Source organism: Enterovibrio qingdaonensis (genome assembly GCF_028683135.1).
In the GTDB taxonomy this organism is placed as follows: domain Bacteria; phylum Pseudomonadota; class Gammaproteobacteria; order Enterobacterales; family Vibrionaceae; genus Enterovibrio; species Enterovibrio qingdaonensis.
In genome coordinates this window covers 209,440-223,293 of the sequence record NZ_JAJUBB010000005.1, presented here as the reverse complement: position 1 = coordinate 223,293, position 13,854 = coordinate 209,440, and the positions used below count along the sequence as shown (strand labels likewise).

The window sequence follows — 13,854 nt, the reverse complement described above, 5'->3', positions numbered from 1 at the left end:
ATTTTACGCTCTCTTACCCAGTTTTGGATAGTAATTTGGGCAGCTATTTTTAGCTGCCCAAACGGAGATTACAGTAGAGCTGGAATGCCGTACTGATCTTCAAACATACCTACTGCCAGCATAGCGACCAGACAGATCACCAATACACCAACAGGGATGACGATTTTATCAACAAAAGACAAACGCTCAGCACGCTCTTTGTCACCGATAAGACCGTTGTTGTCTAGAAGCATGGTTAGTGCCCAAGCCAGTACAGGGTTAACAACCGCAGCACCGAAGATACAGATGCCTGCTGCTTGTGAAGACTTAGAGTCTTTAACCATTTGCATGCCTGCTTCAAGCAGAGGTAGTGATACACCTACTAGCAGAGCAACGCGCATTACTGGTGGCCATACAGCGACATCCATTGGGAAACCAAGGATAGCGATGATCATCACCAATAGACCTAGCAGGATAGAACCCGCAGGGATAGGACGCTTCGCAATCGCCGCAGGGATCATGTATGTACCCCAAGATGACGTGATGTTACCACCACCCACTGCTGTACCTACCATTTGACGGATAGAACACATGGTCATGGTGTCATCAACATCCATCAATACGCGTTCAGTTTTCTTCGGATAGTTCAGCTCTTGGAAAATACGGTGACCCAGGAAGTCTGGTGACCACATCGCAACTGCCAGGATTGCGAAAGGCAGAGAAGCAATGAAGTGCTCGAAGTTTGGCATGCCAAGCATCCAACCTTCAGAGGTAGAACCCCACCAGTAAACAGGGTTTAGGTTAGGTAGACCTGTCTCTGTTACAAACTGGATGTCAAAACCTGTACCCAGTGCCAGCGCAATAACCAGACCTGTGAAGGCACAAACTGGAATCGCTAACCAACGCTTGTTGTATTTCGCTAGAAGAGCGTATAGCGCAATCGTCACAGCAAGAACAATCAGGCCAACGTAGCCCATGCTACCTGCTTCAACCGTTGGCGATTGAATGCCTACAGCCCATTCTTGGATAGAGGTAATCTGGCTTACAGTACCCGTTAAACCAAGGAAGATCAGCAAGCCACCGGCAGTACCTTCAGAGGTGAGGTTAACCAGCTTGGACCCCCCTTTGAGGAAGCTCAACGCAAGACCAAAGACACCAATCAAAATTGCTAATGCAAGAGGGTGAGCACCGGCAAGAGCGATCGTGCCGATTAGAGGGATCATTGGACCATGGTTGCCTGCAAGGTTCGCGCGTGGGTTGATGAAACCCGATGCAAGAACACAGAACAGAAACGCTGGAATAAGCATTTCTACACGTGCAACTTCGATGGCGAATTGTTTACCCAGTTCGATGTGGTCCCATGCAGCTGTTAGGCCTTCGGCCCAAGACATCATTACTGCTGAGTACATCGCGATGATACCAATGGTACCAGCAAGCGCAGGAACAAGGTCTTCTAGCTCGAAACGGAAGTCACGGCCAGGAAGGTTTAGCTTGTAGCGGCGTGGGTTCATGATTTGAAGTTCGTGGTCCAGATAGTCTGAACGTGTTGCGAACTCGGAAGCAGGGCGGTGCTTAGCTTGGTATTCGCTTTGCGCCTGGTCGCCAGCTTGCTCGGATGGAGCTTGGATTGACATAAAGTCCTCTTCGTACAAAAGCAATCAATGCTGATTGAGCCCCTCACTTTGTTAGAATTTTGTTTGGCAATATTAGTCGCCAGAAACGTGTTCGTGTGAGGCTAAAATTCGTTACGGAAATACTAACAAAGGTGTCTTTTGTAAACTTGATTTAGATCATTTTCGTGAAAATAAATTACAGACTGAGTGGTCTGAAAATAACGAAATGTGACTTAGTAGATGCTTTATTCCACACAATTAGGGCGGTAAGCAATTATTTTGTAATTAAATTACAGGTGAGGGAGGTCGGTATGTGCTACAGCGTGATAGTAAACCGGCGATTATACTGTGAATCTACGATTGCTCAGAGTGTGAGGAGAGAAGGTTGCAAAGTCGGTCACAGACAAATGACCGACTTTGTTGATTAGGTGTTGAAATACTACAAATTAGTTTGCTGCGCGTGATTTGGCTGCTTGCAGTTTGTGGTAAGAACCCAGCAACTTCTGATGAGTACTAAAGCTTGTTAAATCTGCTTCGGGTGCATCAAGGCCAAAGAAACGGATATCGCCGGAAATTGAGTTCCATACCGCATCAGTGATTGCGTCGCCAAAGGTAAAGCCAAACGCGCGGCGATACTCAACAGGGTTGCGGCTTTCATCTTGAGCTAGCTCTAGGCTCGCGATCAGGCAACGCATAAAGTTCAAGCGGTCTTTACTGTAAATGGTAGCGTTGTACTCTATGCTCCAAGCCGCAAACTCTTGGGCAGACTCTAAGTCACCCATCGCCAGTGCTAACAGACATTTCAGCTCACCGATAGTCAGTGACTTCCAAGCACTTCCAGCATCAGGTGCAATACCCATCAGTTCGCACACCATGTAGCTGTCATCAAAGTCTGACATATCCAGCACATCGAACAGTGATTCCACTTCTTCATCCGCAAAGTCAGTCGCCAATAGCATGCTCATGGCATCACGCAGGTCGGTACCACGGTTGTTGTTGCAAAGTTGAACTTCTTCTGGCGGATAGATTTCAGACCAACCCGGCACAACGATACGACAACAATTTACGCCCAAGTGGTCGTAATCAGCGATATAGGCATCTGCGTCTTCTGCATGTAATTTGCCAAGTAGCCATTCCACCTCTTCTTCAGAGGTACCTTCGAAGTTCCATTCCGTAAACGCATAGTCAGGCGTGTCTTTAAACATGTCCCAAGATACGGTGCCTGATGAATCAATGAAGTGAGTTTCGAGGTTGTGGTGATCGGCCACATCTTCGTCGTGGAACGAAGGTGCTTCGAATACATCCAAATCTTTCAGGCCACGGCCTTGCAGCAATTCGGTGACTGTGCGCTCCAGTGCGACTTGGAAACGAGGGTGCGCCCCCCAAGAGGTGAAACATGTGCCGTTGTTTGGGTTAAACAAGGTTACACAAACGACTGGATAGTTCCCGCCCATCGAGGCGTCATAGACAGCAATAGGAAACCCTTCTTCCACGAGAGCATCAATTGACGCTTTGATGCTCGGGTAGCGGGCAATCACTTCATCAGGGATCTCTGGCATGCTGATGCGCTCAGCGATGATGCGGTTTTTAATCGCGCGCTCGAACACTTCTGACAGACCTTGGCTGCGCGCTTCTGTCTTAGTGTTACCTGCAGACATGCCGTTAGACACATACAGGTTACCGATAATATTCATAGGAACATATACGGTTTGTTGATCGGCCTGACGAATGAACGGCAGTGCACAGATGCCACGTTCTTCATTGCCTGATTGAAGGTCAATCAGATCGCTGGCATTCAGCATTTCTTCTGGATCGTAAAACGCGCGCATTGCGTCATCCAAAAGATCCGTTGGCAGGGTGTCATCATCGGTCAATGGGAACCACTTTTCGTTCGGGTAATGAACAAAAGGGGACTCGGCAATGTCTTGACCCAAGTAGAAATCAGCATAGAAATAGTTGCATGACAGACGTTCGAAATACTCACCCAGTGCAGAAGCCAGCGCGGCTTTTTTGCTGGCACCTTTGCCGTTGGTGAAGTTCATTGGTGCATCAACATCGCGGATGTGCACAGACCAAACATTCGGCACCGGATTCAGCCAGGAAACAGGCTCAACATTGAAGCCAGCAGCTGTCAATTTGGCTTCGAAAGCGTTGATGGATTCTTCTAAAGCTGCGTCTTTACCGGGGATATAGGTTTTCATGTGATTCTCTGTCTCTTTTGAAGGCGCGAAGTATATACGAGGTATATATACCAACATAGAGGTTACGAATATTTTGATATGTTGCGTGCATGCAAAAAATGGATGATTTTCAAGGCTAAGGTTGTGCAATGTGCGTTATAGTCGAGATATCAACTCGTTATTGGCAAGGGACATGAAAACTTTCGGCATCGCTATCTTCATCTTGGGGGTGAGTTTTTCTGCGCAGGCAAACGATCCTGACTTTGCTCGTCACCTTCAGCGCATTGAACAGCTTTTGTCGGAAGACGAACTCACTGAGGCGGCATCAATTGCCAAAGCTCTGGTTGCGGATAATGACGAGCAAGGGGCTTTGCATCAGCGGTTACTCGGATACATTTATCTCAGTGAGGGAGACTATGACCGCGCGTATCTTGCTTATACACAAGCACTGAAATTCAGAAAGTTGCCAGCGAGTTTGCGACAAGACACGCTAGGCGCGTTGGTTTCACTTTCTATGAAGCGTGGAAAGCCTGAAGTGGCGATTCAATATAGCCGTATGTATCTTGAGTCATTCCCACCATACCAACCGGTTGATCAACTCTACACGCGCGCGCTATTTTCCGTGAAAAACTATGCGGGAGCGTTGACGCAGGCCAATGCAATCATTGCAGGATATTCTGATATTCCCGAGTTTATCTGGCAGATAAAAGCCATCAGTGAAGAGCAACTCGGTCAACACCGCGCGTTAATCAATACGACACGTGAACTAAAGCAACGTTTTGGTCAGGATATTCGTTGGACGCGAAAAGAAGCTGCAGCACTTGCTCGCTTAGGGAGCTATCGACAAGCTTTGTCGCTTATGGAAGCGGCGTCGAGCGCGGGGGATACATTGATACAAAACGATTACCTCAACCTCGCACATTATGCTGCCCGAATCGGAGATCCTGATGAGGCCGTTGCTTGGTTAGACAGAGGCATTGAGGCTAACGCGGTGACGACTGACCGTGTCGTAGAAACGTATCGGCTTGAATACAAAATGCAGGCGGCGCGTTGGGCGGATGCTTGGCAAATTGCCTCCGCGTTGAATGAACAACCAGAGCTTCCTTTGCTTAAGGCGCAATGCAAAATTGCGTCTCAACTGCAAAGGTGGGACGCCGCTGTCATATTGGCACAACAGGCCATTGATATGGGCGCGCAAGACGACCCGTACCTATGGGAGATCCTGGGATACAGTGCCATGAAAACCCACCAACTCGATCTGTCACGCTCCGCGTATCATAAGCTCAAGCAGCTTGACCCCCAGGGGGAAGCCGATGTTTGGTTAAAAACGTTAGACTTAATTAAAGCAAATTGAGCCCTGCCATTTATTTTCGGAAGATAATCGGGTCGATAGGTTTTAAATCGAGGAGCTGGATGAGTCTCGCTCTCTCTGTATACCAAATAGGGGGAACATTTGGCTTGCCATTGGGTTTGACTCGCCATCCCGCAAATCGAGAAGAGGTAAACTCTACCGTATTCAGCTTGTAATACAGCGGTATCGTGACTTGCTGCTCGGCAAGAATGAAATGCAGTTCGTTGATAATACGAACTTGTTCGTTTGGATCTGTCGTCAATAAAAACGCTTCGAGCAGGGTATCGACATCCTTGTTGTAGTATTTATGCTGCGCGAATCTTGGTGACGTCGATGTTTGATACATGCTGTTAAATGCAGAGTCGAAATACTTGTATGGCGTCAAACCAGAAAAATAGTTGGTGATACCGATATCAAATTGCCCATTGGTAATGCGTTCTACATATACCGTGAAGGGCAGAGGCACTGCGCGTACGTCTAAACCTATTTTTTTGAGCATATCACTGATGATGTTTGAGGCTGACGTGAAATCTGTCCAACCCGACGGTGCGACAATGGATAAGGAAAAAGGCTTCCCTGATGGGAGATCCCGAAATCCGTCGCCATCCTTGTCAGTAATACCCGCCTCATCCAGCAGTCGCTCTGCCGCTTCAGGATGGAATCGTATGTAGTACAAGTGCTGTTCGGCAGCAGCATCTGACACCCACTTCTTAAACTTTGATTCTAATCCGCTGGCGAAAATGGCCTTTTGGCCTTGGCCAAATAGAGCCACATCAATAAGCATGTCACGCCTTAATCCCATGGATACCGCGCGTCGAAATTGAACGTCATTGATCGCGCTTTTCACCTCTTTGTCAGGGTGGTCGAAGTTAAGCATCAGGCTGACGACGGTCGAAGGTTGATGTGAGTAATGGTAATTGGGTGAATATGAGGCGTAATTGCGGTCAATATCTGGGATAAAAGCACTGGCCCAATCGAATTCACCACGACTTAAGCGTGAAATGAGTTCATCGTTGGTTTTCACCATTGGGTAACGAATGCAGTCGACGTCAAGCGCACTTTTTTGCCAGTAAAGAGCGTTGCGACATTGAACAATATTATTGCTGCTGAACGCTTTGATATTGGTAAACGGCCCCGTTCCAATAGGGTTAGGATTGGTGTAATCCAATTTACGGTCTACCGTTTCCCAGTGGTGTTTGGGAACGATAACTGCACCTGCAATTTTTTGAACAATCTGCGCGTTTGGACGAACTAACGAGACGTAGACCTCATTTTCGCCACGTTTCTCAACATGGCTTATCCACTCTCCGAGTGAATTAGAATCCAATTCAGGGATATCTTTAACTAACTGCAACGAGTACGCGACATCATCGGCAGTAAACGGTGTGCCATCTGACCACTTTATGCCCTTTCTTAGCGTAAGAGTGATGCCTTTTAAGTCAGTATCTAGCTGGTATTTTTCCGCGAGTCGGTAGTGAATCCCGCTTTCCTCAAGGATATAAAGATATTCGAAGATAAAGTCTTTGGTGGTTGCGAGAGAATCGGCACGGAAAGGGTTGTAGTTGCGCACAAAGCCATTTGACAGCTCTGGCATGATGGTCAGCACATTGGGTACTGCACCAGCAGAAAATGTAATGGCCCAGCAGCATGTTGTAAGCAAGCGAAGCAACATAGCTCTATCTTCTCTGAATTTATACGTTATTTTTGCCTATCACCCTACACCAAGCCAAAAGTCCCATCAATGAGATTAGTGAAGGTCTTGTCACTATCGATTGCGTATTTATGCGAAAAATTCGACTTAATTATTACTTTTTACTAGGTTAACAATTTGTTGCCACATAAGGTTTTGGGTGTTATTTTCACATAATTGGGCTTAATCAGTGGATTGTATCGCTGCAGGGTCGAAAATAATAAAAAGGTTAACAACAACCTCTCGTAGAGGTGGCTAGGTCTCAATAAATGCATGAGGGCCCGCTTTGCGGCATATCTGCGAGACATATAAAAATGAGACAGGAGTCAAGCGCATGAAGGACGAAGTGGCGCTTCAAATAAAAGATTTACATAAAACCTTTGGGCAACATGAAGTGCTCAAGGGCATATCACTCGATGCCCACAAGGGCGACGTGATTTCAATTATCGGCTCTTCCGGATCAGGCAAGAGTACGTTTCTCCGTTGTATTAATCTTCTCGAAACGCCAACCAGTGGTGAAATCTGGGTGCAGGGCGAACTCATCGAAATGAAAAACGGTCGCGGTGGTCAAGCTGTGCCGGTGAATGAAAAACAAGTACAACGCATTCGCTCACGTCTGGCTATGGTCTTTCAAGGCTTCAATCTTTGGTCTCATATGACGGTGATGGAAAACGTTATTGAAGCACCAATTCATGTTTTGGGCGTGCCAAAAGCTGAAGCACTAGAGCGCGCTGAGGCCTACCTTCAGCGTGTAGGTCTTTGGGAGCGACGTGATTACTACCCTGGGCATCTGTCTGGTGGTCAACAACAACGTGCTGCCATAGCACGTGCGCTAGCCGTTGAACCTGAAGTGTTACTTTTTGATGAGCCTACTTCCGCACTTGACCCCGAACTGGTTGGTGAAGTCCTAAATGTGATGAAAAGCCTCGCCGAAGAAGGGCGAACCATGTTGGTCGTGACACATGAAATGGCATTTGCCCGAGACGTGTCCAACCATGTGATGTTCTTGCACCAAGGTTTGGTGGAAGAACAAGGTCACCCAGAGAAGCTATTTACCCAGCCCGAGTCTGAACGTCTACAACAGTTCATCTCGTCTATTTACTAAGTTTTATTGCTCTTAAGCTAATGCGTATTGACGCAAAGACCGCAGGTGGAGAAGGAGTTGTACCACCTGATAACAAAATCCATAAGGAGACAGAAAGATGAAAAAATGGTTAGTTGCTGTTGCAGTGACTGCTGCTCTTGGCGCGACAGCTGTTCAAGCGAAAGATTGGAAAGATGTGCGCATCGCTGTGGATGTACCTTATGAACCATTTGAATATAAAGCACCAGATGGCACATTGACTGGCTTTGAAGTTGATCTCGGTAACGCTGTTTGTGAAAACGCGAAGCTGAACTGTAGCTGGGTTGTTCAGGCATGGGACGGCATTATCCCTGGTTTAAAAGCGCGTAAGTACGACGTTATCTTCTCTTCAATGTCCATTACGCCTGAACGTGCCAAGCAGGTTCTGTTCTCAGAACCTTACTACAACACGCCAAGTGGCTACTTCGCGCCAAAAGGCTCCACGGTTAACCCAGCTGATGCTTCATCATTGGAAGGTAAACGTATCGGCGTACAGCGCGGTACTATTCAAGATACGCACGCAACCGACACATTTGGCAAAGTGGCCGAAGTGAAGCGTTATACCACAGGTGATGATCTGGTACTGGATCTTCAAGGTGGTCGTCTGGACATCGTATTGATTGACTTCCCAGTGGGTGAAGCAGCCATTCTAGGCGGTAAAGACGGTGACACCTTTGAAGCGGTCGGCGATACCATTCAATTAGGTGGTGGCGTAGGTGCTGCATTCCGTAAGCGTGACAAAGACCTAGCAGGTATCTTTAACGAGTCACTAGCGGAAGTGAAGGCGAACGGTACGTATGATGAGATTCGTAAGAAGTATTTTGCGTACGACATCAAAATGTAAATCTGCTTCGCTGGTCATAGATGGCACTGTATCGGTGTTAACTGCGCAAACTCGCTTGGTCACTTAGTGAACTAAGCTCCCGGCGACTCGTTTGCTTGTTGCCTTGATACAGCACCATCTATTTACAGCAATCTGTAGAATGGTCAGCAACAGCTATGTTGCAAAAACCATTCTTCAGAAATAAGCCTTGTTCGAATTATTTCTTACAAGGCTGATAAAGCTCTAGGGGAGCGGGTTCGCTCCCTTTCGACTGATAAGCGAAAACGAAATACAAGAGTTATAAAGCGGTCGTTTCGTTGTCAGTGAATTCGTGCAGGAGGAAAGGATGTTAGATCTGCATGGCTATGGCCCATCCATCTTTATGGGGGCGATTTTAACCGTCGAATTGGCGGTGCTGTCGGCGTTTATTGCGGTGTTTCTGGGACTGATCACTGCAATGGCAAGGCTGTCACACAATCCTGTCGCACGGGGTGTGGCGACGGTGTACTCCACCGTTGTCCGAGGCGTGCCAGATTTGGTGCTCATGCTGCTGATCTTTTTCGGCGTCCAAATCATGCTGAACAATTTTTCAGATTGGTTGTATGAAGCCTATGAGATTGACGTTTTCTTTAACGTCGATGAATTCACTGCGGGTGTTGCCACCATTGGCTTTATCTTTGGTGCCTACATGGCTGAAACCTTTCGTGGTGCTTTTCTCGCGGTTGATAGAGGGCAACTTGAGGCTGGAACGGCGTATGGCATGAGCCGCTGGATGGTCTTTCGTCGAATCATGTTCCCCCAAATGATGCGTCATGCATTGCCAGGTATCGGCAATAACTGGCTAGTGCTGGTAAAAACAACGGCATTGGTGTCAGTGATTGGGCTTGCGGATATGACGCGTCTTGCGAAAGAGGCAGCAGGCGCAGTCAACGAGCCGTTTAAGTTTTTCATTCCCGTTGCTGCGGTGTATCTGCTTATCACGTCCATATCTGAATTAGGACTCAAAAGACTTGAGCGAAAATTCAGTGCTGGTGTCGTTAGAGGTTGAGGAGATAACGCATGTTAGAGTCAATTTACGCTTTTCTCGACCAGAACGAGATATTTAATTCAACGACAATTCTGCACTACTGGGATGGCTTGACCGTTACCGTGCAGCTTGTCTTTTTGTCACTGGTGCTCGGGCTGATATTGGCTGTGCCGCTGGCTGTCGCGAGAACATCAAAGAACCCATGGATTAATCGTCCAGTTTGGGTATATGTCTATGTGTTCCGTGGAACGCCTCTGCTTATTCAGCTTTACATCATTTACTATGGTGTGGCGACGATTGAGGGCATACAACAGTCGATGTTCTGGACCGTTGTTGAAGATGCCTTTTACCCCTGCCTCATTGCGTTCGTTCTGAACACTGCCGCGTATACCACGGAAATATTACGTGGTGCGATGATTGCTACGCCGCGCGGGGAAATTGAAGCGGGTAAAGCCTATGGCATGTCACGATTTACGATTTTGCGTCGTATTATTCTGCCTTCGGCATTTCGTCGTGCACTGCCGGCATACAGTAATGAAGTGATCTTTATGCTGCATTCCAGTTCGATTGCTTCTGTCGTGACAATTATCGATCTGACGGGAGCGGCACGAGACATTTATGCTCGCTTCTATGCGCCGTTTGATGCCTTCTTGTTTGTGGCAGCCATTTATCTGTGCCTGACCTTTACCATTGTGTATGGCTTTAAGCGTCTGGAGCATCATTGGCATCGACATTTGAGACCGCTAGAAACCAAATAGCCCTGAGACAGCAGAGACAAAAAAGCCAGCGCAACGACGCTGGCTTTTTTTATGCTGAATTTGGCTTACTTAAACGTTGCCCAAATCGGTGCGTGGTCAGAAGGCTTTTCAATGCCACGGAGTTCGTAATCGATGCCGGTATCAATGCAATCAGCAGCTAGAGATGGCGTTGCCAAAATCACGTCAATACGCAGGCCGCGATTGTCATCAAAGCCGCGAGAGCGGTAGTCAAACCACGAGAACTTGTCGTCTACGTCTGGGAATTGCTGACGGAAGGTATCAACAAACCCCCAATCCATCAAAGTTGCCAGCATTTCACGTTCTTCCGGCTGGAATGAACATTTGCCTGTTTTCAACCAGCGCTTACGGTTGACTTCACCAATGCCAATATCTAAATCAATCGGGCTAATGTTGATGTCGCCCATTACGATCACTTTCTCGTCATTGGTGTGAGCATCATTCAGGTAAGTCATCAAATCCTTGTAGAACTTGCGCTTGGCTGGGTACTTGGTTTCATGCGCGATGTTTTCACCTTGAGGGAAGTAGCCGTTCAGTACCGTAAGTGTGCTGCCGTCTTCTTGTTCGAACGTCGCCATGATCATACGGCGTTGAGCTTCATCATCATCCGTTGGAAAGCCTTTTTGAACCTTAACAGGCTCTTGCTTACACAGCATGGCAACACCGTAATGTGCTTTTTGACCGTGGAAATACACCTTGTAGCCCATGGCTTCAACGTCTTCGACAGGGAAAGCCTCATCGTGAACTTTGATTTCTTGTAAGCCGATGACATCTGGCTGATGTTTCTCGATAAGTGCTTGAAGTTGGTGAAGGCGAGCGCGCAATCCGTTGATATTAAATGAAATGACTTTCATGCTGACTAACTTCTCTTTGGGTTTGAATGCATTGAGTAGGGATAGTGTATCTAAAATTACTTTGTTTAGCTGAACAATAACAAGGTGTTGCTGAGTCCGTGTGTTTTGATAATGCGGCGAAGTCTCATCTTTGCAACTATGCTTTCACTAAAGAATGTATTTGGCACTCAATGTCTTACTTAGAATGTGTGAATTGGACGGAGGCGTTTAAATGAAACTGTGTACGCTAATGAAATCCCTGACCGTAATTCTTGCGCCTTTTGCTTTGTTTGGATGCAGCGAATACGGGGACTTCACACAAGAACAAATTTGTAAGGCGAGTCTTGCTGCGATTAAAGGGAAAAGCCCGTCAATAATGAGTATTGATAAGACGGTGGTTGAGCCCGAAACAGAGCTGAATATTTTCCACATTTCTTATAAACGTCCGGATGATGGCAAGAAATGGTATTACCGCTGCAAAGTTGATAAGACGCGCGCAATTTGGTCTCAAGGGCAAGAGGGGCGTTGGCGAGATCAAGCTCAGGATCCGACGATTCGTTTTGCGATCGAAGGGGATGAAATCAAGATCCATGAAACCTTCCCTGACGGCAGTGCGTCTTTCGATGTCACCTATAACATCTATATGTTGGGCGGTAAGTCCTAACCTTCGTTAAACACGCCCTGAAGCAGGGCGTGTAGCTTCTCTTCTTCGAATTTTTCGAACGACACTGACAAATCCCTTCTGCCGACTTCATTAACGACGAAATATATACTTATCTCATTGACGCAAAGGAGATGAGAGATGGGTAAATTAGTCGACGGTGTATGGCATGACGTCTGGTATGACACGAAATCATCGGGTGGTAAATTCGTGCGAGAGGATGCGGGGTTTCGCTCCTGGGTTACGGCAACAGGCGAAGCGGGGCCAACGGGAGAAAGTGGCTTTAAAGCAGAATCCGGCCGTTATCACCTTTATGTGTCTCTGGCATGCCCATGGGCACACCGGACGCTAATTTTCCGTAAACTGAAAGGCCTTGAAGGGCACATTACTGTCTCTGTAGTCAGCCCTGACATGATGGAAAAAGGCTGGCAGTTTGATGAGCCAGAGTCGCTTTACAGTTTTAACTACATGCATCAGGTGTACACCAAAGCGAAAACTGATTACACCGGACGTGTAACCGTGCCTGTGCTGTGGGATAAACAAACGGAAACCATAGTCAGCAACGAATCGTCTGAAATCATCCGCATGTTCAATACTGCGTTCAACGAGGTGACAGGTAACACGGACGATTTCTATCCAGAAGCATCACGCGGATTGATTGATGATTGGAACGATTATGTCTATCCAAACATCAACAATGGCGTTTATCGCTGCGGTTTTGCGACGACGCAGGAGGCGTATGAAGATGCGTTCGATAATCTATTCGCGGCATTGGACAAAGTGGACGCGCATCTGGCAACCAGTCGTTATCTGGCTGGCGATCAAATCACAGAAGCAGATTGGCGAATCTTCACTACATTGGCGCGTTTTGACCCGGTTTACGTGGGGCACTTCAAATGTAACCGTCAGCAGATTGCCCAGTATGAGCACATCTTTGGTTATCTAAAAGAGTTGTATCAGGTTGCGGGTGTGGCAGAGACAGTGGATATGCACCACATCAAACGTCACTACTACTACAGCCATGCCAACATCAACCCAACACGTGTTGTGCCGAAAGGGCCAGAGCAGGATTTAACAACGCCACATGGTCGCGAAAGTGTTTAATTGTCAGGAAAGCAAAAAGCCAGCTCGATGAGCTGGCTTTTTTAATGATGGTGGTGGGAGAAGGATTCGAACCTTCGAAGGCGGAGCCGTCAGATTTACAGTCTGATCCCTTTGGCCACTCGGGAATCCCACCACGAGTTATTCTAATTGTCTGCTGCGCCGCGAAAATCAAATGAACATCGCCACGAAGCTAAAAGATGGTGGTGGGAGAAGGATTCGAACCTTCGAAGGCGGAGCCGTCAGATTTACAGTCTGATCCCTTTGGCCACTCGGGAATCCCACCACGAGTTATTCTAATTGTCTGCTGCGCTGCGGAAATCAAACGAACATCGCCGCGAAGCTAAAAGATGGTGGTGGGAGAAGGATTCGAACCTTCGAAGGCGGAGCCGTCAGATTTACAGTCTGATCCCTTTGGCCACTCGGGAATCCCACCACGAGTTATTCTAATTGTCTGCTGCACCGCGGAAATCGAAACGAACATCGCCATGAAGCGCAGTAAATGGTGGTGGGAGAAGGATTCGAACCTTCGAAGGCGGAGCCGTCAGATTTACAGTCTGATCCCTTTGGCCACTCGGGAATCCCACCACGCTGTGCGGGGCGCATATTATCAAACGAAGAGGGACTGTAAAGTACTTTTCTTGAAAATGCCGTGCGTTTGCTGTTTTTTTCGGCGTTAGCGCATTTTACGTACGGA

The 13,854-nt window shown here is 47.4% G+C and carries 11 protein-coding genes and 4 tRNA genes; 7 read left to right on the top strand and 8 right to left on the bottom strand.

Annotation, left to right across the window (positions count from 1 at the left end; translation table 11 throughout):
• Window positions 1-68 precede the first annotated feature (68 nt).
• Window positions 69-1,613, bottom strand: coding sequence for a DUF3360 family protein (locus LRP49_RS09390; protein ID WP_274141840.1), 1,545 nt, complete (start codon window positions 1,611-1,613; stop codon window positions 69-71).
• Window positions 1,614-2,038: 425 nt separating this feature from the next.
• The gene (ycaO, locus tag LRP49_RS09385; protein WP_274141839.1) at window positions 2,039-3,793 is read right to left on the bottom strand and encodes a 30S ribosomal protein S12 methylthiotransferase accessory factor YcaO; all 1,755 of its coding nucleotides are present in this window, start codon (window positions 3,791-3,793) and stop codon (window positions 2,039-2,041) included.
• A 172-nt stretch (window positions 3,794-3,965) separates the two neighbouring features.
• Between ycaO and LRP49_RS09380 the strand changes: the two genes are divergently transcribed.
• Window positions 3,966-5,126: a tetratricopeptide repeat protein gene (locus LRP49_RS09380; RefSeq protein WP_274141837.1), complete on the top strand. Its 1,161-nt coding sequence runs from the start codon at window positions 3,966-3,968 to the stop codon at window positions 5,124-5,126.
• A 10-nt stretch (window positions 5,127-5,136) separates the two neighbouring features.
• On the opposite strand, the gene LRP49_RS09375 is transcribed toward LRP49_RS09380, so the two are convergent.
• Window positions 5,137-6,795, bottom strand: coding sequence for an ABC transporter substrate-binding protein (locus tag LRP49_RS09375; RefSeq protein ID WP_274141835.1), 1,659 nt, complete (start codon window positions 6,793-6,795; stop codon window positions 5,137-5,139).
• A 352-nt stretch (window positions 6,796-7,147) separates the two neighbouring features.
• Between LRP49_RS09375 and LRP49_RS09370 the strand changes: the two genes are divergently transcribed.
• From LRP49_RS09370 to LRP49_RS09355, 4 genes are all read left to right on the top strand, one after another.
• Window positions 7,148-7,918, top strand: a complete 771-nt coding sequence (locus tag LRP49_RS09370) for an ABC transporter ATP-binding protein (RefSeq protein WP_274141833.1) — start codon at window positions 7,148-7,150, stop codon at window positions 7,916-7,918.
• Between the two features lie 97 nt (window positions 7,919-8,015).
• The gene (locus LRP49_RS09365) at window positions 8,016-8,780 is read left to right on the top strand and encodes a transporter substrate-binding domain-containing protein (RefSeq protein WP_274141832.1); all 765 of its coding nucleotides are present in this window, start codon (window positions 8,016-8,018) and stop codon (window positions 8,778-8,780) included.
• A 325-nt stretch (window positions 8,781-9,105) separates the two neighbouring features.
• Window positions 9,106-9,807, top strand: a complete 702-nt coding sequence (locus LRP49_RS09360; RefSeq protein ID WP_274141831.1) for an ABC transporter permease — start codon at window positions 9,106-9,108, stop codon at window positions 9,805-9,807.
• Between the two features lie 11 nt (window positions 9,808-9,818).
• Entirely contained in the window at window positions 9,819-10,544 is a 726-nt protein-coding gene (locus LRP49_RS09355; RefSeq protein WP_274141830.1) for an ABC transporter permease, read from the top strand.
• Between the two features lie 65 nt (window positions 10,545-10,609).
• Here the strand turns inward: LRP49_RS09355 and xthA are convergent, their stop codons facing one another.
• A complete protein-coding gene (xthA, locus tag LRP49_RS09350; protein ID WP_274141829.1) occupies window positions 10,610-11,416 on the bottom strand; it encodes an exodeoxyribonuclease III in 807 nt (268 codons plus the stop codon).
• Window positions 11,417-11,627: 211 nt separating this feature from the next.
• Between xthA and LRP49_RS09345 the strand changes: the two genes are divergently transcribed.
• Both LRP49_RS09345 and LRP49_RS09340 read left to right on the top strand, forming a co-directional pair.
• Window positions 11,628-12,059: a hypothetical protein gene (locus LRP49_RS09345; RefSeq protein WP_274141828.1), complete on the top strand. Its 432-nt coding sequence runs from the start codon at window positions 11,628-11,630 to the stop codon at window positions 12,057-12,059.
• A 138-nt stretch (window positions 12,060-12,197) separates the two neighbouring features.
• The gene (locus LRP49_RS09340) at window positions 12,198-13,160 is read left to right on the top strand and encodes a glutathione S-transferase family protein (RefSeq protein ID WP_274141827.1); all 963 of its coding nucleotides are present in this window, start codon (window positions 12,198-12,200) and stop codon (window positions 13,158-13,160) included.
• 48 nt (window positions 13,161-13,208) lie between these two features.
• On the opposite strand, the gene LRP49_RS09335 is transcribed toward LRP49_RS09340, so the two are convergent.
• The 4 genes from LRP49_RS09335 to LRP49_RS09320 form a co-directional block, all read right to left on the bottom strand.
• Window positions 13,209-13,293: transfer RNA gene (locus LRP49_RS09335), tRNA-Tyr, on the bottom strand.
• Window positions 13,294-13,358: 65 nt separating this feature from the next.
• Window positions 13,359-13,443: transfer RNA gene (locus tag LRP49_RS09330), tRNA-Tyr, on the bottom strand.
• A gap of 65 nt (window positions 13,444-13,508) precedes the next feature.
• A tRNA-Tyr gene (locus LRP49_RS09325) sits at window positions 13,509-13,593 on the bottom strand.
• A 67-nt stretch (window positions 13,594-13,660) separates the two neighbouring features.
• Window positions 13,661-13,745: transfer RNA gene (locus LRP49_RS09320), tRNA-Tyr, on the bottom strand.
• Window positions 13,746-13,854 lie beyond the last annotated feature (109 nt).